This window comes from Pseudoalteromonas sp. RB2-MNA-CIBAN-0110 (assembly GCF_040309305.1).
Lineage (GTDB): Bacteria > Pseudomonadota > Gammaproteobacteria > Enterobacterales > Alteromonadaceae > Pseudoalteromonas > Pseudoalteromonas arctica.
In genome coordinates this window covers 58825-79578 of record NZ_JBEOOQ010000019.1, presented here as the reverse complement: position 1 = coordinate 79578, position 20754 = coordinate 58825, and the positions used below count along the sequence as shown (strand labels likewise).

At 39.2% G+C, this 20754-nt stretch carries 23 protein-coding genes and 1 pseudogene; 18 read left to right on the top strand and 6 right to left on the bottom strand.

What is annotated here, in order from left to right; translation table 11 throughout:
* The first annotated feature begins 66 nt into the window (after positions 1–66).
* The 3 genes from AAEY68_RS11200 to AAEY68_RS11190 are packed head-to-tail and all read left to right on the top strand — an operon-like array spanning position 67 to position 2195.
* Positions 67–792: a hypothetical protein gene (locus tag AAEY68_RS11200; RefSeq protein ID WP_350585932.1), complete on the top strand. Its 726-nt coding sequence runs from the start codon at positions 67–69 to the stop codon at positions 790–792.
* A gap of 9 nt (positions 793–801) precedes the next feature.
* Complete coding sequence (locus AAEY68_RS11195) at positions 802–1680, top strand: RHS repeat-associated core domain-containing protein (RefSeq protein WP_350585931.1); 879 nt, start codon at positions 802–804, stop codon at positions 1678–1680.
* 2 nt (positions 1681–1682) lie between these two features.
* Positions 1683–2195 carry a hypothetical protein gene (locus tag AAEY68_RS11190; RefSeq protein WP_350585930.1) on the top strand — a complete coding sequence of 171 codons (513 nt, stop codon included), beginning with the start codon at positions 1683–1685 and terminating at the stop codon, positions 2193–2195.
* Between the two features lie 461 nt (positions 2196–2656).
* On the opposite strand, the gene AAEY68_RS11185 is transcribed toward AAEY68_RS11190, so the two are convergent.
* Positions 2657–3646: a hypothetical protein gene (locus tag AAEY68_RS11185; protein ID WP_350585929.1), complete on the bottom strand. Its 990-nt coding sequence runs from the start codon at positions 3644–3646 to the stop codon at positions 2657–2659.
* A gap of 204 nt (positions 3647–3850) precedes the next feature.
* Here AAEY68_RS11185 and AAEY68_RS11180 point away from each other — a divergent pair, with 204 nt between their 5' ends.
* The 10 genes and pseudogenes from AAEY68_RS11180 (at position 3851) to AAEY68_RS11135 (ending at position 10096) form a co-directional block, all read left to right on the top strand.
* Positions 3851–4117 (top strand): pyocin activator PrtN family protein, encoded by a 267-nt coding sequence (locus tag AAEY68_RS11180; RefSeq protein ID WP_350585928.1) that lies wholly within the window; start codon positions 3851–3853, stop codon positions 4115–4117.
* 238 nt (positions 4118–4355) lie between these two features.
* Complete coding sequence (gene istA / locus AAEY68_RS11175) at positions 4356–5939, top strand: IS21 family transposase (protein ID WP_350585927.1); 1584 nt, start codon at positions 4356–4358, stop codon at positions 5937–5939.
* 1 nt (position 5940) lies between these two features.
* A complete protein-coding gene (gene istB / locus AAEY68_RS11170; RefSeq protein ID WP_350585926.1) occupies positions 5941–6702 on the top strand; it encodes an IS21-like element helper ATPase IstB in 762 nt (253 codons plus the stop codon).
* A complete protein-coding gene (locus tag AAEY68_RS11165) occupies positions 6692–7156 on the top strand; it encodes a hypothetical protein (protein WP_169021089.1) in 465 nt (154 codons plus the stop codon). The genes istB and AAEY68_RS11165 overlap by 11 nt, the downstream gene beginning before the upstream one ends.
* Entirely contained in the window at positions 7149–8108 is a 960-nt protein-coding gene (locus AAEY68_RS11160; RefSeq protein ID WP_169021090.1) for a tyrosine-type recombinase/integrase, read from the top strand. Before AAEY68_RS11165 ends, AAEY68_RS11160 begins: the two co-directional genes overlap by 8 nt.
* Before the next feature lie 150 nt (positions 8109–8258).
* Entirely contained in the window at positions 8259–8633 is a 375-nt protein-coding gene (locus AAEY68_RS11155) for a type II toxin-antitoxin system RelE/ParE family toxin (protein WP_350585925.1), read from the top strand.
* Positions 8626–8934 carry a helix-turn-helix domain-containing protein gene (locus tag AAEY68_RS11150; RefSeq protein ID WP_010553980.1) on the top strand — a complete coding sequence of 103 codons (309 nt, stop codon included), beginning with the start codon at positions 8626–8628 and terminating at the stop codon, positions 8932–8934. The genes AAEY68_RS11155 and AAEY68_RS11150 overlap by 8 nt, the downstream gene beginning before the upstream one ends.
* Before the next feature lie 98 nt (positions 8935–9032).
* Positions 9033–9116: pseudogene (locus tag AAEY68_RS21920) on the top strand (RHS repeat-associated core domain-containing protein); the annotation flags it as partial.
* Between the two features lie 87 nt (positions 9117–9203).
* Positions 9204–9665: a hypothetical protein gene (locus tag AAEY68_RS11140; protein ID WP_350585933.1), complete on the top strand. Its 462-nt coding sequence runs from the start codon at positions 9204–9206 to the stop codon at positions 9663–9665.
* Positions 9662–10096, top strand: a complete 435-nt coding sequence (locus AAEY68_RS11135) for a hypothetical protein (RefSeq protein ID WP_350585924.1) — start codon at positions 9662–9664, stop codon at positions 10094–10096. Before AAEY68_RS11140 ends, AAEY68_RS11135 begins: the two co-directional genes overlap by 4 nt.
* Before the next feature lie 538 nt (positions 10097–10634).
* On the opposite strand, the gene AAEY68_RS11130 is transcribed toward AAEY68_RS11135, so the two are convergent.
* The 4 genes from AAEY68_RS11130 to AAEY68_RS11115 all read right to left on the bottom strand — a co-directional run bounded on the left by AAEY68_RS11130 (position 10635) and on the right by AAEY68_RS11115 (position 14632).
* Entirely contained in the window at positions 10635–11840 is a 1206-nt protein-coding gene (locus AAEY68_RS11130) for a tyrosine-type recombinase/integrase (RefSeq protein ID WP_350585923.1), read from the bottom strand.
* 222 nt (positions 11841–12062) lie between these two features.
* Positions 12063–13709, bottom strand: a complete 1647-nt coding sequence (gene groL / locus AAEY68_RS11125) for a chaperonin GroEL (protein ID WP_007580030.1) — start codon at positions 13707–13709, stop codon at positions 12063–12065.
* Between the two features lie 48 nt (positions 13710–13757).
* Positions 13758–14045, bottom strand: a complete 288-nt coding sequence (locus AAEY68_RS11120; protein WP_007580032.1) for a co-chaperone GroES — start codon at positions 14043–14045, stop codon at positions 13758–13760.
* Between the two features lie 110 nt (positions 14046–14155).
* Positions 14156–14632: an FxsA family protein gene (locus tag AAEY68_RS11115; protein ID WP_007580034.1), complete on the bottom strand. Its 477-nt coding sequence runs from the start codon at positions 14630–14632 to the stop codon at positions 14156–14158.
* A gap of 178 nt (positions 14633–14810) precedes the next feature.
* Between AAEY68_RS11115 and cutA the strand changes: the two genes are divergently transcribed.
* From cutA to accC, 5 genes are all read left to right on the top strand, one after another.
* On the top strand, positions 14811–15131 hold the full coding sequence (gene cutA / locus AAEY68_RS11110) for a divalent-cation tolerance protein CutA (protein WP_007580036.1): 321 nt from the start codon (positions 14811–14813) through the stop codon (positions 15129–15131).
* Positions 15131–16966 (top strand): protein-disulfide reductase DsbD, encoded by a 1836-nt coding sequence (locus tag AAEY68_RS11105; RefSeq protein ID WP_024593415.1) that lies wholly within the window; start codon positions 15131–15133, stop codon positions 16964–16966. The genes cutA and AAEY68_RS11105 overlap by 1 nt, the downstream gene beginning before the upstream one ends.
* A gap of 228 nt (positions 16967–17194) precedes the next feature.
* Entirely contained in the window at positions 17195–17647 is a 453-nt protein-coding gene (gene aroQ / locus AAEY68_RS11100) for a type II 3-dehydroquinate dehydratase (RefSeq protein ID WP_350585922.1), read from the top strand.
* A gap of 37 nt (positions 17648–17684) precedes the next feature.
* Entirely contained in the window at positions 17685–18143 is a 459-nt protein-coding gene (gene accB / locus AAEY68_RS11095) for an acetyl-CoA carboxylase biotin carboxyl carrier protein (RefSeq protein WP_007580042.1), read from the top strand.
* A gap of 26 nt (positions 18144–18169) precedes the next feature.
* Complete coding sequence (accC, locus tag AAEY68_RS11090; protein ID WP_007580045.1) at positions 18170–19510, top strand: acetyl-CoA carboxylase biotin carboxylase subunit; 1341 nt, start codon at positions 18170–18172, stop codon at positions 19508–19510.
* Between the two features lie 417 nt (positions 19511–19927).
* Here the strand turns inward: accC and AAEY68_RS11085 are convergent, their stop codons facing one another.
* Positions 19928–20629 carry a FadR/GntR family transcriptional regulator gene (locus AAEY68_RS11085; protein ID WP_007580047.1) on the bottom strand — a complete coding sequence of 234 codons (702 nt, stop codon included), beginning with the start codon at positions 20627–20629 and terminating at the stop codon, positions 19928–19930.
* Positions 20630–20754: the final 125 nt, after the last annotated feature.

Genomic DNA, 20754 nt, shown 5'->3' with positions numbered 1-20754 from the left:
CATTTGTATCACCTAACGTTTGATGAGATGCATAATAACATCTCTAAGTAGGTGGCCAAATTAACTATGCCACTTCAAGGCGGGTGGACAACTTTATTAAGCTCCACAAATGCTAAAAGTTATTCGCGCACAGGTCGAGCGGTTGGTACCTATAAATATCGGGTCAGGGCTGGTAATAATTCAGGCTGGGGCGGTTATAAAGAAAGCGGTAATTTAGTTAATATCCTTACACCAACATCCATTGTTTATGCAGCAGATAATGGTACTAAGGATCACAATGGTACATTTGCTATTAGCTGGGGCGCTGTAACGGGAGCTTCAAGTTATCAATTGCAGGAGAGAAAAGGTAACGTCTGGACTACTGTATACACAGGAAGCGCTCGTAGTCACACTCGTTCAAATATTTCCGATAACACTTACGCTTACCGTGTAAAAGCCTGTAGGAATAACAGCTGCACCGGGTATAAACAAAGTTCAAATATATGGGTTATCCGACCTAATAGAACTGTGAATTTTAGTAGCTATTCAGTTCCCTCAGTTGGAACGAGTATGACAGTTAGCTGGGTTAGTAATGGCGCTGACAAATGTAAAATAACCTTTGGTAAATCAATGAATACCATAGCTAATTCTAGCGCTGGGTTGGATGACCTATCTTCGAGCGGAAATGTGATATTAGATTTTTTCTCTGATGATAGAGTAACTGTTACTTGCGAGTTTGGAGCTGCTACAATTTCCTCCTCTAGAAATATAGATGTAATTAATGAAGGCCATTTAGGCGGACCATTCAACTAGGAAGTGTCAATGAATAGAATATTCTTTGTTTTTATATTAATGCTAACGGCCGTGTTAAAAAATACAATTGTTGAAGCACGAAGTGTCACCTATATCCATTCGGATCTATTAGGCACGCCCATCGTTGAGACTGATGAAGGTGGCAACGTGATATGGCGTGATGGTAGCACCCCATATGGTAAAGCAATAAAAGATAGCAGTGCAGCAAGTACCAATACTGTCGGTTTTACTGGGCATCAAAATGATCGAGAGCTTGGACTTACCTATATGCAGGCACGATACTATGATCCAGTCATAGGTCGTTTTTATTCGAATGATCCTGTTGGATTCCGCGATGTGCATAGCTTCAATAGATATACTTATGCGAATAATAATCCTTATAGATATACTGATCCGAATGGTAAAAGCGCAATATTAGTTGTTCCTCCTCCAACTGTTGGAGTTCCAATAGCTGCGGGCGGTACTCAACATACTGGTGGTAGAGGCTCTGTCGGAGTACCCCCATACTTAACTACCTCTTCGCCTAATACAAGTGGTGTTACATTTGATTTTAAGAGAACCACCATTTATAAAGCATTCAATGCTGTTTTCAATGAATCGGCTGAAGATATTGCCAAAGGTAAGATTACGGATCTGATTGGTGGAAACCCTAAGGGAGCTGATTTTGAAAATGCTCCTGGGGAAGGGTGGACTTGGAAAGGAAACCCAAATGCTCCAGTAGGCAGTGCGCAAGGTGCGTGGGTTAATCCGGAAACTGGTGAACAGTTGCATAATGATTTAGATACACATGCTGAAGGTACTGCACGAGGCCCACATGTGACTTATACAGATGTGAACGGAAAACGTTTTGATTATTTCCCTAATGACGACAGAGTTGAGAAGCAATAAAAATGATTGACATAAATTTTAAATTCAACGAAGCAAAAGACTACTTCTATGCAAACATTGTCCCCTGTTCTAATTTGATTGTGAGAGAAGTTCGTTGGGATAACTTTAGTAGTGCAATTCTTTTGTCACGTTACACTGGTGTCGAAAATTCAGATCTCGATAATCATGTATCTAAGCGTATTACAAGCGATAGTATTGAAGCTTCTCCTAACAGTGATCAAATATTATTGGAATGGTTGAATAAGAATGGATTAAATCTTCTCACAAAAGATTTTTCTTTTGACAAGCCAGTTAATAAAGCTATAGAGGAAAATGATTTCGCCATCATAGAAGACGAACTTTTTTATAAGATATATAATGGAAACGAGAGAGCTGAGCTATTATTATCATTAGCAAAGTCTTGGTGTTTTTTTGGATTTCTAGTCGAGGATTTCCCTGCACGTTTAAGTCAGCAATCAATCTCAGGTATTGTAATGGGAGTCCATAAGTTGGATTCTTACTTAGTTGTTAAGTAGCTAGGAAGCATGCTGTTTATTGAATCCAAAGCCTCACACTTCAACTCGCGAGGCTTTTTTATGACTCGGAAACGTCAGGGGGAATTAAATATTGCCCGTGTTGGTAAGTGTTAATATTTTGAACATGTACTTTTCAGAGAATGAAAAGAATGGGGTCGCGTCTTGCCTTTTGCCTGTCAACTATTTTCAAGCAGAAACTAGAGTAGAAAATATGACATCCGTAGTTAATTGTTAACTTAAACGTAGAGCTGTATTTATTATGGGCAATATTGGCAGCGGACTAGGCAACGTATTTTGGTTGTAGTTGGCAGCTGTCATCAGCGATGTGGGCAAATGAGTGCAGCGCCACTAATTGGTGACACCAGTGAAGTTGCCTAGGCTTGCTGTTATTTGCTGCCTATTAAAACCAGTATTGCCTGCCCAGTAAAGTGCTCTGCTGTGTTGATCATGAGGGTCAATATTTATATGTTTAAAAACTCTGAACTATTAATGTGCCTACGTGTATTTGGATCTGAGCAGGCCTTTATTAATTTTTTAATTAATGGAGGTTGTTGCGCTGTTGTTTGAAATTCATTAAATGCACGATGAACTTTTAAAAGGTTATGCTCTGAGACCCAAAACAAAAAATCCAGTTGTGCCTCTTTTGTGTCACCAATATTTATTACTTTTTGTGCATGCAACAACGTCTGCTTTAACAGCCGGTGATAAAGTGAAAAATCGTCAATTAAATTCGGTGATTTAAAGTAACTTTTAAAATGTTGGTAAACATCCTGTTTTTCAATTGAAAAATAATCTGCTGTTATAGGGTTATTTTTAGCTAAAAAGTGAGTATAGATAAGCGCATAGAGCTCAAGGTGTATCGACGATAAGGGTTTAAAATACGTGAGCCGAATAAACAGGTCATGAACATACCACTTTACCTGAACATAGGTATGCCATTTTTTTAATAGTTCCATTTCTCTTATCAGTATTATTAAGCATGCCAGTGCGTCTAAATTATTGTACATACTGAGCCGCGAAAAGTGCGTTGAGTTTGTCCAATATTTTCGTTTGTATACGTTGCTCGCTTTATTAAATTTGAATAAGCGTGTTTGCATTGTTGGATTTAATATCCGCATTATTTCCCAGAGGCTTGCTATTGACGCGTGTGGGTTTTCTAATATCTGCCATAAAGGGTGACTTAAGATATATTTGCAGCCTTGGTATTGCTCATCTTCCTCAATACGCTCAATTAATGAGTGATCTTTAATTCTGACACTCCCTTTTGCATATTTATAAAATGTCCCTGTGTGGCTTCCCCAATAAGCTTGTTTGGATTGCGAAGGCGCTCTTTTGAAGTGCATTTCTATTGAACCAAATGATAAACCACCTGATTTTTCTTGCAAACAGAGCATGTATAACTGCGTTGCGACGTAGCGAACTCTCTTTAAATTAGCGGCATTTTTTATCATCAACGCTCTCTGAAAATTGTTCATAAATCTGTGCTAAACGATACGGACAAGTGTAAGTTATTGTAATTAAGTTGTATTTTAACTTTCTGTAATTAAAAACTGTGTCCTAAACCTAAAAAATTAGACACTACCAGATTAGCTGAAAATATGCCTAAAATCTAAACACTTTGTCACGGTTAGTTATAAACATAAAAGGTAATAAAAATGAATGATGTTGAGGTGCTGACAGTTGCTTTAGAAAGTGACCTATTAAAGCTTCATGGCCCTATTATGACAGGCGATCATTTATTGAAAGCCTTAGGGTATGCTTCACAAGAAGCACTGCGACAATCCATTGTACGTAATACCGTGCCAGTGCCTGTTTTTAAAATGGAAAAACGGCGCGGGTATTTTGTACTTGTTAAAGATGTAGCAAATTACTTAGCACAAAGGCGATATGCAATAAAAGCGGGAGGGAGTTATATTGATTAAGTAAAATACGTAAAGATAACTAGATTATTTAACAAAGGCCTAGAAAGCAAAAAGCTTTGGACTAAATTGGCAGCAACCAATTCCCAAAGCTCAGTGCGTTGTCGTTTGACGTCGACTAACTCACTATAAACTTTCTGCGTAAAATATCAAGCGCTGACTTAATTTTAGTCAGCGGATAGTTACGTCTGTGTCTTTATTTTTGAATCACATAGTTCATCAATGTAAACGTTGAGGGACTATGTCTGAGTTAAAGGTAAACAACACCATGAAAAAATCAAATACAATTAGCATCGTGCTGATCAAAGAAATAGTGAGGCAAATACTCACAACAACCTACTCAAACCATCATATTGCACGAGTGCTCGCGGTAGCACCTAATACAGTGAGGCGTTATAGACAGCATTTGACTAAGCTGAGTTTTGATTGGCAAACATATCAGTCTATGAACGATGCGGTGCTGTTAGCACATTTCAATCGCAGGAAGACCCCAGATAAAGATAAAAGACAACCTGATTGGTCGCATATTCACACACTTATGCAGATGCACAAACATCAAACCTTAGCGCAGTTATGGGAAGAGTATTGTGTTGTAGATCCTGAAACCGCTTATTGCCAATCGCAGTTTAACTTTTATTACCGCCGTTATTTAAAATCAGTAGATGTGTCTATGCGCCAAACACATTATGCAGGTGAATGTGTTTATGTTGATTACGCAGGTAAAACCATTGGTTACATTGATAATAATACAGGAGAGTGCAGGCAGGCTCAGGTATTTGTTGGCGTTTTAGGTTGCTCTCAATACACCTTTGCTTTTGCCTCAAAGAGCCAAAAGTTAGAGGGTTTTATCGAAGCGCATAATCGCATGTATGCCTTTTTTAGTGGCGTACCACAAGTTGTTGTGCCTGATAACTTAAAATCAGCGGTAACGAAGCCTGGTTCATTACCGATCATCAATCGTACCTATTTGGAGCAATCAAGGCATTATAACTGTGTGATTGAACCGGCAAGGGTTCGCCGACCACAAGATAAATCACTTGCTGAAATAGGCGTATTAATTGTAACTCGTTGGATAACTGTAATCCTTCGCAGAAGACAATTCTTTAGCGTTGAGGAGATCAACCTTGCGATTATCGCTTTGTTGGAAAAACTTAATCGACGTCCTTTTAAGCGCATTGATGGCTGTCGTCACTCTCGCTTTATGGCTTTAGATAAACCTGTTTTGCAACCTTTGCCCAAGCGCCCCTTTGAGTTTGCTAGTTGGGTAAGCGCTCAACGCGTAAATAGTGATTATCATGTGGCCGTGGAGAAACATTATTACTCAGTACCGTATCAATATGTTGATCGACAGGTTGAGGCACGCATAACATCTAAAAGTGTTGAACTCATTTGCGCTAATCAACGCATAGCCAGCCATGTTAAAAGTGATATCGTAGATGGTTACACCACCAAAAATGCACATCGCCCTTCGAGTTATCAGGCATACGCAGAGAAAAATCTTGAACATTATCTCGTTTGGGCTAAAAGCATTGGTGAAGCTGCAATTGCGCTTGTAGATAGTCAATTTTTAGGTAAGCCGAATTATGCAATGACAGCAAGTAAAGCGTGTTCACAGTTAAAAAGTTTAGCTAAGCTCTATGGAGAAGAACGCTTTGAGATTGCATGCCAATGTGCTGTAGATATTAAATCACTAACGGTAAAAAGTGTTCGGTCAATTTTACAATGCAAAATTGATCAACGCCGTAACGCCTTATCTACACAAAGCGAGCTACCGCTTCATTATAATATTCGGGGTGCTCAATACTATCAACAAGGAGGGTTGTAATATGTTGCTACAACAAACGATAGAGCACCTTAATACTTTAAAGCTCTATGGGATGACGGCTGAATTACAACGACAGCTTAACAGCCCTGACACATTACGTTTAGTATTTGATGAACGCCTGGCTCTATTGAGTGATGCTGAGATTAACGACCGTGAAGCACGGCGACAAAACCGAGCAAGAAAAGCTGCCAAGCTAACGTTAACGCATGCCTGCGTCGAAGATATTAACTTTCAGGCATCACGAGGCCTTGATAGAGAGCAAGTAAAATCACTGTTTGACTGTGAGTGGTTAACACGGTCGCAGCATATTTTGTTAACAGGGCTAACCGGAGTTGGTAAAAGTTATATTGCGTGTGCATTTGCGCAACAAGCAATGCGTAAAGGCTATGCGGTCTTGTTTTATAGAACGCCACGATTGTTAGAGGATATGGAAATTGCGCGTTTAGATGGTTCACTTCCAAAATTTAGAATGAGATTGTTGAAGTTTAAGTTACTCATATTGGATGATTGGGCACTTGTGCCTCTTAATGATTATGGTAAACAAGACTTGCTGGAAATTATTGAAGATAGAACAGGGAAAGGCTCTTTAATTATCACCTCTCAGCTGCCCGTTGAAAAATGGCATGAGTACATTGGTGAGCCAACATTTGCTGATGCAATAATGGACAGGATCATTCATCGAGCACATAAAATTTCTATGCATGGTCAGTCCATGCGAAAAGAATTTGATCCCACCACGGGAGTACACTGCGATGGTGAATGACAATCCACTTATAAAGCCCGTCAATATTGATGACAGTTATATCCAGCAGGTTTTTAATTACTACATGCAATGCTATTTACACGATCCTGCAATGCAATTATTTGTTGGGCAGTCATCGCGTATACCACATGCCTTTCGTTACAGTGCTCATGTAGGTGTATGTAATCGTACACTTGGCAAACACATTTTAGCTATGCGTACATTAACAGGAGGTGCAATGCGAGGCAGCTTAAAGCGTAGCCAACTATTAAACCCAAGTGGGCATGAATTATTTCGCAGCTGCATTATTTTTCCCACAATGGATAAGCACAACCATGTAATTGCAGCCATTGGGTATCGTTATGGTCAACGTATACGCCATTGGCAATCACCTATTATACAGTGGTGTAAACCTGAGTCTGATAAGTATATAACCCAAGGTTTCAAGTTTATACAGGAGATGATTTATGGATAAGCCAACCAGTAGGCGCATTTGGCTTTGCGTTAAATATTATCTGTGGTTATGCGAAGCTAAAGGGCAATCACCAGACACAATTCGCGGTAAGAAAGCAGGACTTAAAAAGTTTGCTCGTTGGTGCATAGCACAGCGTATTTATAGTGCTGACAAAATAGATTTAGACTTAATGGATGATTATATGGCTTATCTTAATTGCTATCGTAAAGCGCTTGATGGTAACCCGTTATGTTTAGCTCAAAAGCGAAACCTACTTACTTTTGTTAAAACATTTATTGAAAAACTTTATATGAAAGAACTACTTTCTACGAATGCATTGCAGCATATTGAATTACCAAGCAAAGGACGCGCATTACCCAAAGCGTTGTTCAGTGAAATTGAGATTGAAAAAATACTTTCACAATCACTCCTGTTCGGTGTCTTAGGGTTACGGGATCGCGCTATTTTAGAAACCTTTTATGCTACAGGTATTAGACGAACAGAATTGATGAACTTAGATATAGATGATGTTGATCTAACCGCGCATTTACTTCGAGTTAATCGAGGTAAAGGGAATAAAGATCGTATTGTCCCCATCAGTAAACGAGCTTGTGAATGGATCACTCTCTACTTAGGGAAAATACGCATCAACATGGCTAGCCTTAGTACAGGAAGCGCATTATTTCTTGCTAATAATGGTAGGCGTTATTCAGCCAATAAATTATCTGAAATGGTTGCGCGGTATGTCAAACTAGCAGGGCATAAACGAGCTGGAGCATGTCATTTATTTAGACATGCCACAGCGACTATTATGCTTGATAACGGTGCTGAGCTTCGTCATGTTCAAGAAATGTTAGGGCATGCCAATATATCAACAACGCAAATATACACACACGTATCACGGAGTGTTTTAACAAGTACCTACCAGCGCAGTCACCCGTCTGCACTATCAAAGTCATCATTCTATTTGTAATAGCGACGGGATAAACCCAAGGCTTCAATGAGCAATACATTGAAGCCTTTGATATTAAGTGAGTAATGCTCTTTTGTTATTAAATAATGTGATTGTACGTGGAAAGCTATAATACTGAGTGGTATAGTTAGCCAAGAGTAAGGAATTTAAATGTATATCTTTAAATCAAAATGGTTCAGTAAGTGGGCTGAAAAAGAATGTTTAACCGATCATACTTTGCAAGAGACGATACGTGAACTTGGAGAGGGACTTAATGATGGTGAACTAGGCGGCCATGTTTATAAAAAACGAGCAGCAATTCAAGGCCAAGGTAAACGTGGCGGGTTTCGTACTATTGTTGCGTTTAAAGTGGGTGATAAATCATTCTTCATGTTTGGTTTTTCTAAAAATCAACGAGATAACATAGGTAAAAAAGAGTTGAAAACACTGAAGTTGATGGCAAAAGAATTACTTGGTTATTCAGATGTTCAACTCAAAAAAGCCATTGAATCAGGTGAATTAATAGAGGTAATAAATCATGAGTAATAGTATTTTAGATGTCATGCACGACACCGCAAAAGGGTTGACTGATGCGGGTGTAATGGATGTGCAAACAATGCGAGAATTTGATGTGTTATGCCTACCAGAAATAGAGCGCTATGATGCTGCACATATAAAAGCGATACGAGAGAGAGCTCATGTTAGTCAAGCCGTGTTTGCTGCTTATTTAAATACAAGCCCTTCGACGGTTAGATCATGGGAGCAAGGTGGGAAATCACCAAAAGGAGCGTCTTTAAAATTACTCAACCTAGTAGCGCACAAAGGGCTAGGTGTACTTGCTTATTAAATTCATTGTACACTGAGCACTTAATATCACTAAGACGTTCATTTAAATCATTACTTTAATAAGATTAACCCTGTGGATCATAAAGCCAATTACTGTATATGCAGGCACGATACTATGATCCAGTCATAGGTCGTTTTTATTCGAATGATCCGGTTGGATACACTGCTGATAACCCAGTAATGTCATTCAACCGTTATTTATATGTGAACAATAACCCTTACAAATATACAGATCCGAATGGTGAATATTTATGGGGAATAAATGTTGGAGTGAGTGGTTCACTATTTGGTAAGAATTTTTCTATATCTCTGTCAGCAGCAGCCGATCACAATGGCACCGCTCAATTAACTCTAACTCCAGAAGTTGGAGCAAGTAGCAATAATTTTGCGACAGGTGGTTTTGTGAGACTGATGGGAGGCGGTGAAAAAACTACTGTTGCATCATTGGAGGGGGCAGGAACGTCTGTATCTCATACAGAAGGAAGGCTTTCTGTATCGGTAACAACACCAGCGGTATTTACTGATGGCTCTGGCACTGCACCAGAGGGCTTGTTTAATGGTGCTGATATTGAACAAGCAGTTTTTGAAGTTGGTATTGGAACTCCGACTAAAGGTCGTGAAACCACCGCAACAGTTGGTACAGGTATAGCAGCTAATACTGAAAAGCTTGGTGATATAGGAAGAACAATGGGAAGTGCCGCATATGACTTAAAAGAGTGGATAGATAAATGATATTTTCAATAGCACTAATAGTTTTTATTTTGTTCTACCTTTTTATAAATTATATCCAGAGTAGCGTGGGACTTTACCCTAAGTTAGCTCGTAATTACCCGGCTAATATAGAATTTCAAAAGACTAGCATGTTGAGACAAACGGAAATACACCTTGTAAAAGAGAGTCAATTTTCAGAATCAAATAAAGATATGGAATATAGGCCTTGGTTAAATATTGTTCATACAGAGCACGGTTTGTGTATACAGCAGACAAAAAGTTTGATTTTACTATTTCCTAAAAATTGTTTGATTCCTTGGCAAAATATTAAGTTTATTGAAAAGCAAACGGCTCTTATTAGAGACAAGTATGTATTCGAAATTAGTCTTGATGAAGAAAATATATATTTGATTTCCAAAAAAGATATTTTGGAAAAAAATAAAATTAGCTAAACAATTCATATTGTTTTAATCCAAAGCCCCTATGAAGTTTTCACAAGGGGCTTTATTTTTGGCAGCTCTTGCAGCCAAAGGAGATTAAAGATTAGCCTAGAGTTCTGCTTACCTAGCGACTCAATCGAGCTATTTTATCTTCTATGTTTTTAGGGCAAAACCTCTTAAGGTGTCCATCTACAAACCTAAGTTCAACTAAACTAATCTCTTCAGCTGTTAGTGCATGAGTGAGTAAGTCATACCAAACCTTGATCGCTTTCTGTTTAAGTTTTTTATCCATATATGAATTTATTAAAATCTCCTCTTAGTTATTTATGCCTCGTGATTGAGCAAGTCATAAATAACGGAGGAGTTAAGCAATTAGTACGAATAAAATTAAAAAATTTTGTAGGTTTTTTTGGTTGCTTTGAAGCTTAAGGGATTTAAAATCAGCCTTATGTTCTAATCTAGGAATTGTTTTTGTATCTCAATCTATTCAGACTGTAGTGGACTTCCCGGTTAATAAGGCTAATAGTAAATTTTCGGCTCTGTAATTACTTCAGTTTTGGTTGTAGCTACATTTTATCTGTTCTAAATAGTTAGACCAATTTTGCATCATTTTCATTCTCTCTGCTAAATAAATAGAACGGTTATAAGCTCTCGAGGTCGACGTCCCTATCAGATGAGCTAGCTGGGTTTCGATAATATCGTGATGCCAGCCTTGTTCATGAAGTATTGTTGAGGCAGAGCTTCGGAAGCCATGAGCAGTCATAACATCAGCCGTATAACCTAAACTTCTAAGACTGTTTGTCAAAACATTCTTACTTATAGGGCTATCTGAATTTTTAATACTAGGAAATAAATATTTTGAGTAGCCAGTGAAAGATTTTAGTTTAATGAGTTGTTCCATGACCTGGCTCGACAAAGGTACTAAATGCGGTCTACTTTTTTTCATATCATCAGCTGGTATTTCAATAATTTGTTTTTCGAAATTTACGTATTCCCACTTTAAGAAACGAACCTCTTTAGGTCTTAGGAAAATTCTTGGAATTAATTTTAGTGCTTCAATAGTACAAAAGTTACCTGTTTGTTTTTCATCTATTGATCTAATTAGCTCTCCTAATGCTTCAGAGTCAGTAATAGCAGAAAAGTGCTTTAACTTTGGGGCAGGGGTTAAAATGTCATTTAAAGCTAAGCCCTGCACAGGATTAAGCGTTATATACCTATGGGCTAGAGCATAACTAAATATTCTATTTAAAATTGGGAAAATGACTCGAGCTTTATTTGAGTTTGCTGTGGATTCAATCTTTATAAGCAGAGCAATAACTTTACCTGAATCTATTCCATCAATAGAAATTTTAGCTATAGGTTTCGTATCATTGAGAAGTCTGGAATGAACTCTACGAGCATGATCTTCTGACCAATTATTTTTTTGCTTATCAAACCATGTCATTGCAACAGATAAAAATGTGCGAGAGTCGCTGTTTTTATTTTTCGCTTTCCTTCTTTCTACAGCAGGGTTTATACCTTGCGCTAACTGGAGTCGAGCTTCGTTCGTAAACTCCCTAGCTTTTTTTAAGGAGATAATGGGGTATTTTCCAAAAGAGATTTCTTGATGCTTTCCTCCAAACATAAACTTCATACGCCAGTGCTTTGTTCCAGAAGCTTTAATAAGCAAAAACAATCCATTAGAGTCAAATTTTTTAAATTGCTTTTTGTTTTCTGGACAGGATAAGCTTTTAATTTCTAGAGTAGTTAAGGTCATCTTAATCACTTTTAGGGGATAACTAGGGGTATGTAATGTCAAATATAGTAATAATTAGACTTTTGTCAAATTAGTTACCCCTAATCTATACTTTCTAAATATGAGCCTTTATGATCACTTATAAGTACTTTTGAGTATTCTCACTAAAATAAAAACCCCATAAAACAGTGTTTTATGGGGTTTAGGGTGTTTATGAGCAATGGTGAGTTGCTATTGGTCGGTTTACATCATGCCGCCCATACCACCCATTCCGCCCATGCCACCCATATCAGCGCCACCAGCTTCATCTTTTGGGATTTCAGCTACCATTGCTTCAGTAGTGATCATTAGACCCGCAATAGACCCTGCAAACTGTAATGCAGAGCGTGTTACTTTAGTTGGATCTAGGATACCCATTTCAATCATGTCGTTGTATTCACCAGTTGCTGCGTTGTAACCAAAGTTACCGTCGCCGCCTTTAACTGCGTTAATTACAACTGATGCTTCTTCGCCAGCGTTAGTTACGATTTGACGAAGTGGCGCTTCCATCGCACGAAGTGCAACTTTAATACCGTGGTTTTGATCTTCGTTGTCGCCAACTAAATCAACCAGCTTGCTAGCTGCACGTACAAGTGCAACACCGCCACCAGGTACTACGCCTTCTTCAACCGCTGCACGAGTTGCATTTAATGCATCTTCAACGCGGTCTTTTTTCTCTTTCATTTCCATTTCAGTAGCAGCACCTACTTTGATTACTGCAACACCGCCAGCTAATTTAGCCATGCGCTCTTGTAGTTTCTCTTTATCGTAGTCTGATGTTGCTTCTTCGATTTGTGCTTTAATTTGTGAAACACGACCGCTAATACCCGCTTCTTCACCAGCACCATCAATGATTGTTGTATCATCTTTAGTAATAATTACGCGCTTAGCTGTGCCTAAGTCTTCAACTGTTGCTTTTTCAAGCTCTAAGCCGATTTCTTCAGAAATTACAGTACCGCCAGTTAGTACAGCGATATCTTGTAGCATTGCTTTACGACGGTCGCCAAAACCAGGTGCTTTAACTGCTGATACTTTAACAATACCGCGCATGTTATTAACTACTAATGTAGCTAGTGCTTCGCCTTCAAGGTCTTCTGCGATGATTAGTAGTGGTTTGCTTGCTTTAGCAACCGCTTCTAATGTTGGTAATAATTCGCGGATGTTAGATATTTTTTTATCTACAAGTAGAATAAATGGGTTATCTAGTTCAACAGTGCCTTTTTCTGGGCTGTTGATAAAGTAAGGAGATAAGTAACCACGGTCAAACTGCATGCCTTCAACAACATCTAGTTCGTTTTCAAGTGATTGACCTTCTTCTACAGTAATAACACCACTGTTACGGCCTACTTTTTCCATTGCTTGTGCAATGATGTCGCCAATCTCTTTATCAGAGTTAGCTGAAATAGTACCTACTTGTGCAATTGCTTTAGTATCAGAACAAGGAACAGATAACGCTTTAAGCTCTGCAACAGCAGCAATAACTGCTTTGTCGATGCCGCGCTTAAGATCCATTGGGTTCATGCCCGCTGCAACAGCTTTAAGGCCTTCATTAACAATAGACTGTGCAAGTACTGTAGCGGTAGTTGTACCATCGCCGGCTGCATCATTTGCTTTAGATGCAACTTCTTTAACCATTTGTGCGCCCATGTTCTCAAACTTGTCTTCAAGTTCGATTTCTTTTGCTACAGATACACCATCTTTAGTGATAACTGGTGAGCCAAATGATTTATCTAGTACAACGTTACGGCCTTTAGGACCTAATGTAACTTTTACTGCGTTTGCCAGGATGTTTACGCCAGTTAGCATTTTAGCGCGTGCGTCACCTGCAAAAAGTACTTCTTTTGCTGCCATGTTTTAAATTCCTCTAAATTCTTAAATGTTTATAAACGAAAAGTAGGTTTAGCCTACAATGCCTAAAATATTATCTTCACGCATGATCAGGTACTCTTGACCTTCGATCTTTTCAACTTTTTCAACATATGAGCCAAATAACACAGTGTCACCGGCTTTAACTTCTAACGCTCTCACGTCACCGTTTTCTAAAACGCGACCATTACCTACGGCTACAACTTCTCCGCGAGTTGATTTTTCAGCTGCAGAGCCAGTTAATACAATACCGCCAGCAGATTTTGTTTCTTCTTCTAGACGTTTAACGATTACGCGATCTTGTAAAGGACGAATGTTCATGTTTTTTAGTTCTCCTAACAGTTTCTGAACAGTACAGAAAAAAGCTTTTCTAATTTGCATTCATTAATGGGGGTAGAGTGAAAAATTCCAAGAGAAAAAACGATAAATTTTTAATCTTTTCGCTCATATTCACCATCAATAGTGGTTGGTCGTTCCATTTGCCCTTGCTCTCGTTCAGCATGTTGCTGCCCAGCAAACGGCGATGGCCCTTGTTGCATGCCTGCGCTCATTCTAACAGTTGCTTGGCTAGCAAGGCCTGCAGCCAATTTGTTACGAATTGCAGGGGTTAATAATAGTAGCCCAAATACGTCGGTCATAATGCCAGGAGTAAGGAGTAATACACCTGCAATTACAACGCATATTCCGGTAAATAATTCTTTGGCTGGCATTTGCCCTTGCGCCATTTGCGCTTGTACGTTTTGCAGCGCCCCCATACCTTGTGTTTTAACCATTTTGGCACCTAAAATCGCAGTAATAACAACAAGTGCAATTGTTGCAAATCCGCCAATCACGTCGCTTACTTGAATCAGCAAAGCGATTTCGATAATAGGGATGATAATAAACAACACAAATAAAAATCTAAACATAGCGCTCTCTAAATAATGACACTCAAAAGAGTTGATGAAATATAAATGAGGGTGACGAGGTCTCTTTTCAAGGTTAGGGCATAGGTATCGTCATTTTACTGATATTTTAGCGTCTACACATTGTATCGGCTATCAGATACTATGATGATAGACACTGTCCAATAAGTATAGGTTCATAATGACTACGCATTTTAAAATGATTTTTACGACCTGCAAAGACGAAGCAGAAGCACGCACACTTGCAAGGGCGTTGGTAGAAAAAAAGCTGGCTGCTTGTGTAAATATTTTACCTAACATGGGCTCTATTTATATGTGGGAAGGCGAAGTAGCAGAAGCAACTGAAGCTAAGCTACTTATAAAAACGAAATCAGATAAAATGAACGATGTGTTTCTAACAATAAAAGAGTTACATAGCTACGAAGTGCCAGAGATTCAGGTTTTAGAAGTTTCTACGGGAAATTTGGCGTATTTTAATTGGATGGACGAGGTACTGAATTAATGCGTTTTTTCTTTTTATTGTTGGTTACATTATTAACCGTACCTGTAAAGGCTGCGACTAATAATGTGCTTGGTGATCTACTTGGGCCTCCTCAACACACTTTTTTACCTGTAGACCAAGCGTTTGTATTTGACTTTGACCAGCAAGGCAGCACCTTGTTTGTAGGTTGGGATATAGCGCCAGACTATTATTTATATAAAAAGAAAATAGAAATCATTGCCAAGGGCGCAAACATCCAAGTAGGTGACTCTGGTAGTGGCGAAATTATTGAAGATGAATTTTTTGGTAAAACAGAAGTCTTTTTTAATACCGCGAGCGTTGTTAGTAAGTTAAGTAATATTACTGAGGGAGCGGTTGTTAAAGTTCGCTATCAGGGCTGTGCAAAAGCAGGGCTTTGTTATCCACCAGAAGTGATTAGCATTCCACTTAGTGTAATTAGTGGCGCACAGATTAAAAATGTAGATCAAAATAGCGCTACAGATGAAGCGGCAACAGCGCAAAGTACATTTGCAGCACTCAACGAGCCAACGACTGAACCTACAACAAATTCGGATGATACCGAAAAAGAACTGACTTTTACTGAGCAATTAGCCAGTCAGAGTTTAATAACTAATTTACTCATATTTTTTGCTGTTGGTGTAGGCCTTGCTTTTACGCCGTGCGTATTTCCTATGTTTCCTATTTTGTCGAGCTTAATTGCGGGTCAGCAAAACCTTTCAACTAAAAAAGCGTTTGCGTTGTCGTTTGTATATATACAAGGTATGGCAGTTACCTATGCAGCGCTTGGCTTAGTTGTTGCTGCGCTTGGTGGGCAAGTGCAGGGGTATTTACAGCATCCATTTGTGTTAATCAGCTTTAGTTTATTATTTGTATTGCTCGCTATGTCGATGTTTGGTTGGTACGAAATTAAACTGCCAAGCAGTATGATGAGCAAGCTAACCCAAGTAAGTAACAACCAAAAAGGCGGCAACTACGTTGGCGTATTTTTAATGGGTGTACTTTCGGGATTAATAGCATCACCTTGTACTACTGCGCCACTGTCGGCGGCGCTCTTATTTGTAGCGCAAAGTGGTGATTATTTAGTAGGTGGTTTAACACTGTACGTGCTTAGTTTAGGTATGGGGTTACCACTTTTATTACTTGGTACATCTGGCGGTAAACTGCTGCCTAAAGCAGGTGGTTGGATGGAGCAAGTTAAAACCTTGTTTGGTTTTGTGATGCTCGTTGTGCCGCTTATATTACTTGAACGCCTAATCAGCGCCGACATTATATTATTAATGGCAGGTGTGCTTGCATTAGCAACAGCACTGTACTTACATCATTGGCAAAGTAGCCAAACACAAAGCAAGTTAAAAACTGCATTATGGTTTGCTGCAACTCTATTAGTTATTACAGGCTTTACGTTAACTAAAAACTACTTTTGGCCAGTACAAGTACAAACAGTACAGGTAAGCTCACAAAATAATGAGTTTAAACAGGTTGCTGATTTAGCAGAACTAAAAGAAGCAGTTGCACAAGCAAACGACGAAGGTCGAATGGTTATGGTCGATTTGTATGCCGACTGGTGTGTGGCGTGTAAAGAGTTTGAACATTACACCTTTCCTGATGCCAAAGTGCAAAGTGAGTTTAGCCACTATCAGCTTATTCAAATTGATTTAACTGAGAGTGATAATAAAACAATTGAGCTAATGGAAGAGTACACGGTGTTTGGTTTACCTAGTATTTTGTTTTTTAATACTCAAGGACAAGAGCTTAGTATGCAGCGCGTAACGGGCTTTTTAAATGCTGAGGACTTTGCTAAACACCTAGCAGTTGTGCGCGCCAGCGCACAATAATAGTGCAATAGTGCCACTTGAATTGACTAAGTGGCACCTTCTTAATTCTTCTTATATTTGTACCCACGACACTGATAAGACCAGTATTTTGCTGCTATTTACGTCGAAATCACTATAATAGTTGGTTAACGTGAGAAATTGTTGCTACATTGCTTTTTCTGCTTACTTAAAAGTGAAAAACTAGTTAGTAACCGCTTAACTCATTACTTATAGGATATATCGCGTATTATGGCTGCAAAATTTAACCTTTTAGTTATAAATGGTCCAAATTTAAACATGCTTGGTAAACGTGAACCGGATAAATACGGTTTTCAGACGCTGAGTGAGATTATGGAGGAGCTAACCAGTGCTGCTAATAGTCTAGATGTTGAGTTAACGTATTTTCAAAGTAATAGTGAGCAAGCACTCATCGAACGAATTCACGATGCTTGGCAAGCGGTTGATTACATAATTATCAACCCAGCTGCATTTACGCATACTAGCGTCGCATTACGTGATGCACTGTTGAGTGTTGATATTCCGTTTTTTGAGGTGCACTTAAGTAATGTGCACGCACGTGAAGCCTTTCGTCATCATTCGTATTTTTCTGATGTGGCACAAGGCGTGATATGTGGATTAGGCGCAATGGGTTATCACGCAGCATTGAATGCCGCTGTGAGCCGGTTGCAAAGCGCAATTTAATTTAAATTAACACACAAACTAACAGGCGGGTCGTGTAATGGATATTCGCAAGATAAAGAAGCTTATCGAATTAGTAGAAGAATCAGGTATTGCTGAGCTAGAAATCACTGAAGGTGAAGAATCAGTACGTATTAACCGCAACAACATGAGCGCTGGCCCAGGTTACCCGCAATTTGCTCCACAGCAATATGCACCAGCGCCAGCAGCACCAGTTGCAGCGGCTCCTGTAGCTGTTGAAGCAGCAGCACCAGCTGAGCCTACGGGTCATCAAGTTAAATCACCAATGGTTGGGTCTTTTTACTCAGCTGCGTCTCCTGAAGCTCCAGCATATGTAGAAGTTGGTCAGCAAGTTAAAGTTGGCGATACACTTTGTATTATCGAAGCTATGAAAATGATGAACCAAATTGAATCAGATAAAGCCGGTACAGTAAGAGCTATCTTAGCTGAAAATGGCGAGCCAATAGAATTTGATCAACCTCTATTCATCATTGAATAATAGCGTAACCTAAAAGGCCAACTCTAATGTTAGATAAAGTAGTCATTGCAAACCGAGGTGAAATTGCACTTCGTATATTGCGCGCCTGCAAAGAGCTTGGGATCAAAACGGTTGCTGTGCATTCAACGGCAGATCGCGATCTTAAGCATGTATTGCTTGCAGATGAAACCATCTGTATTGGTAGACCATCAGCAACTGAAAGTTATTTAGATATTCCGCGCATTATTGCTGCGGCTGAAATAACTGATGCTGTAGCGATTCATCCTGGTTACGGTTTCCTTGCAGAAAATGCTGATTTTGCCGACCAAGTTGAGCAAAGTGGTTTTGTATTTATCGGTCCTCGTGGCGACACTATTCGCCTTATGGGTGATAAAGTGTCTGCTATTGCAGCAATGCGTAAAGCAGGCGTTCCATGTGTTCCTGGCTCTGACGGTCCGGTATCAGATGATAAAGAACGCAACATGCAAATCGCTAAGCGTATCGGTTACCCGGTAATCATCAAAGCCGCTGGTGGCGGTGGTGGTCGTGGTATGCGTGTTGTTCGCAGCGAATCTGAACTTATTGATTCAATTGCATTAACACAGCAAGAAGCTAAGCAATTCTTTGGTAATAGCATGGTTTACATGGAAAAATTCCTTGAAAACCCACGCCACATCGAAGTTCAAGTATTAGCAGACGGCCAAGGTAATGCAGTACATTTAGGTGAACGTGATTGTTCTATGCAACGTCGTCACCAAAAAGTAGTTGAAGAAGCTCCAGCACCAGGAATTACTGCTGAAACGCGTAAATTCATTGGCGAGCGCTGTACACGTGCATGTATCGAAATTGGATACCGCGGTGCAGGTACGTTTGAGTTTTTATACGAAAACGGCGAGTTTTACTTCATCGAAATGAATACACGTATTCAGGTTGAACACCCTGTAACTGAAATGGTTACTGGTATTGATTTAGTGAAAGAGCAGTTAAAAATTGCAGCGGGTCAACCGTTATCATTCACTCAAGACGACGTTGTTATTCGTGGTCATGCTATTGAGTGTCGTATTAATGCTGAAGATCCTGAAACGTTTATCCCGTCACCGGGTAAAATTACACGTTTCCACCCAGCAGGTGGTTTAGGTATTCGTTGGGACAGCCATATTTACGCTGACTACACGGTTCCACCACATTACGATTCAATGATTGGTAAGTTAATTACTTACGGTGAAAACCGTGATGTAGCTATTGCCCGCGCGCGCAATGCACTTAACGAGCTAGTAATTGACGGAATTAAAACTAATACTCCTTTGCATAAGAGAATTCTTGCAGATGAAAACTTCCAAAATGGTGGTACTAACATCCACTACCTTGAGAAGAAATTAGGATTGTAATTCTAGCCTGTAAAAGGCGTTTTATCTCAGTTAATAACCAGAGTTATTAAGCTGATTTAAATAACTAAAAATCCGATATCAGGAGACTGATATCGGATTTTTTAATGCCTGTAATTTATACCAATTCGCTTAATTAAATGAGCTATTTTGAGGGCGGAAAAACGTGTTGGTAGCTAGGCAAAAAATTCGCTATTTAGTTGTTCTCGGCAATTGCTCCTGCATTGCTCTACCTTCTGCATCCATGCAGTCGTAAATGAGAATTTTTTAACGCAGGTAGCGATGCGTTTAGCCCCGCAAAATGATTAAGTATTATTGCGGATTGGTATTAAGCCTTATAGGCAATAAAAAAGTCCATAAAATATACTGCAAAGAGTAAATTTGATGAACTTAATATTTATACAATATGTTGAACTAACATTAAACTAATTTAGATTCAATTAACTGTAGTGCTTCTTCTAAAATTGTTTCTACTGCTTTTTTAGCGCGTTCAGGATCGCGTGACTTTATGGTTTCTAAAATATCAGCGTGCTTAGCAACATCTGCGCCCGGTACACCTTTAATGTGGTTTGTATAACGAATACTTACTCTAAGGGCAGTACTAATAAACTCAGTTAACTGCACAAAAAAGCGATTGTTACTGGCCACTAATATGCTGGTATGAAAAGCAATGTCAGCTTCGAGTGGATCGTCTAAGCCTTCGTCTGCTTCAGCCATACGGGCTAAGGCGTTATCAATTTCAGCGAGTTGTTCAGCTGTTGCATTTAGTGCAGCAAGAGCGGCTGCTTGTGGTTCAAGGGCAACGCGTACTTGAGTAAACTCTTTTAATAATGAAAGTGATGGCTTGCTGCTTAAAATCCAACGTAGTACGTCGGTATCAAACATGTTCCAGCTGCTTTCAGGTAGTACACGAATACCTTGCTTAGGACGAGAAGAAATTAATCCTTTAGCAGAGAGCATTTTTACCGCTTCGCGGGTAGCGCTGCGACTTACATCATACTTTATACATAAATCGGCTTCAGAAGGCAGGCCTTCGCTTACAGGGTAAACACCACGCACAATAGCAAAACCCAAATCGTGGGTTAATTGTTGTGTTAAATTTTGACGGGGTTGGCTTTTCATTGCGCAGGATTCCGAGTTGATATATTGCTTTATTATATATCATATATCATATTAATGTACTCAAGGATATGATATAAACTTTTAATTAGCTAAATATTTTAACACAGCAATAACGACTTAGTTTG

Bases quoted from the DNA above. Each gene is read 5' to 3' on its own strand.
- AAEY68_RS11200 (WP_350585932.1), top strand. From the start codon at position 67: ATGCCACTTCAAGGCGGGTGGACAACTTTATTAAGCTCCACAAATGCT.
- AAEY68_RS11195 (WP_350585931.1), top strand. From the start codon at position 802: ATGAATAGAATATTCTTTGTTTTTATATTAATGCTAACGGCCGTGTTA.
- AAEY68_RS11190 (WP_350585930.1), top strand. From the start codon at position 1,683: ATGATTGACATAAATTTTAAATTCAACGAAGCAAAAGACTACTTCTAT.
- AAEY68_RS11185 (WP_350585929.1), bottom strand. From the start codon at position 3,646: ATGATAAAAAATGCCGCTAATTTAAAGAGAGTTCGCTACGTCGCAACG.
- AAEY68_RS11180 (WP_350585928.1), top strand. From the start codon at position 3,851: ATGAATGATGTTGAGGTGCTGACAGTTGCTTTAGAAAGTGACCTATTA.
- istA (WP_350585927.1), top strand. From the start codon at position 4,356: ATGTCTGAGTTAAAGGTAAACAACACCATGAAAAAATCAAATACAATT.
- istB (WP_350585926.1), top strand. From the start codon at position 5,941: ATGTTGCTACAACAAACGATAGAGCACCTTAATACTTTAAAGCTCTAT.
- AAEY68_RS11165 (WP_169021089.1), top strand. From the start codon at position 6,692: ATGGTGAATGACAATCCACTTATAAAGCCCGTCAATATTGATGACAGT.
- AAEY68_RS11160 (WP_169021090.1), top strand. From the start codon at position 7,149: ATGGATAAGCCAACCAGTAGGCGCATTTGGCTTTGCGTTAAATATTAT.
- AAEY68_RS11155 (WP_350585925.1), top strand. From the start codon at position 8,259: ATGTATATCTTTAAATCAAAATGGTTCAGTAAGTGGGCTGAAAAAGAA.
- AAEY68_RS11150 (WP_010553980.1), top strand. From the start codon at position 8,626: ATGAGTAATAGTATTTTAGATGTCATGCACGACACCGCAAAAGGGTTG.
- AAEY68_RS11135 (WP_350585924.1), top strand. From the start codon at position 9,662: ATGATATTTTCAATAGCACTAATAGTTTTTATTTTGTTCTACCTTTTT.
- AAEY68_RS11130 (WP_350585923.1), bottom strand. From the start codon at position 11,840: ATGACCTTAACTACTCTAGAAATTAAAAGCTTATCCTGTCCAGAAAAC.
- groL (WP_007580030.1), bottom strand. From the start codon at position 13,709: ATGGCAGCAAAAGAAGTACTTTTTGCAGGTGACGCACGCGCTAAAATG.
- AAEY68_RS11120 (WP_007580032.1), bottom strand. From the start codon at position 14,045: ATGAACATTCGTCCTTTACAAGATCGCGTAATCGTTAAACGTCTAGAA.
- AAEY68_RS11115 (WP_007580034.1), bottom strand. From the start codon at position 14,632: ATGTTTAGATTTTTATTTGTGTTGTTTATTATCATCCCTATTATCGAA.
- cutA (WP_007580036.1), top strand. From the start codon at position 14,811: ATGACTACGCATTTTAAAATGATTTTTACGACCTGCAAAGACGAAGCA.
- AAEY68_RS11105 (WP_024593415.1), top strand. From the start codon at position 15,131: ATGCGTTTTTTCTTTTTATTGTTGGTTACATTATTAACCGTACCTGTA.
- aroQ (WP_350585922.1), top strand. From the start codon at position 17,195: ATGGCTGCAAAATTTAACCTTTTAGTTATAAATGGTCCAAATTTAAAC.
- accB (WP_007580042.1), top strand. From the start codon at position 17,685: ATGGATATTCGCAAGATAAAGAAGCTTATCGAATTAGTAGAAGAATCA.
- accC (WP_007580045.1), top strand. From the start codon at position 18,170: ATGTTAGATAAAGTAGTCATTGCAAACCGAGGTGAAATTGCACTTCGT.
- AAEY68_RS11085 (WP_007580047.1), bottom strand. From the start codon at position 20,629: ATGAAAAGCCAACCCCGTCAAAATTTAACACAACAATTAACCCACGAT.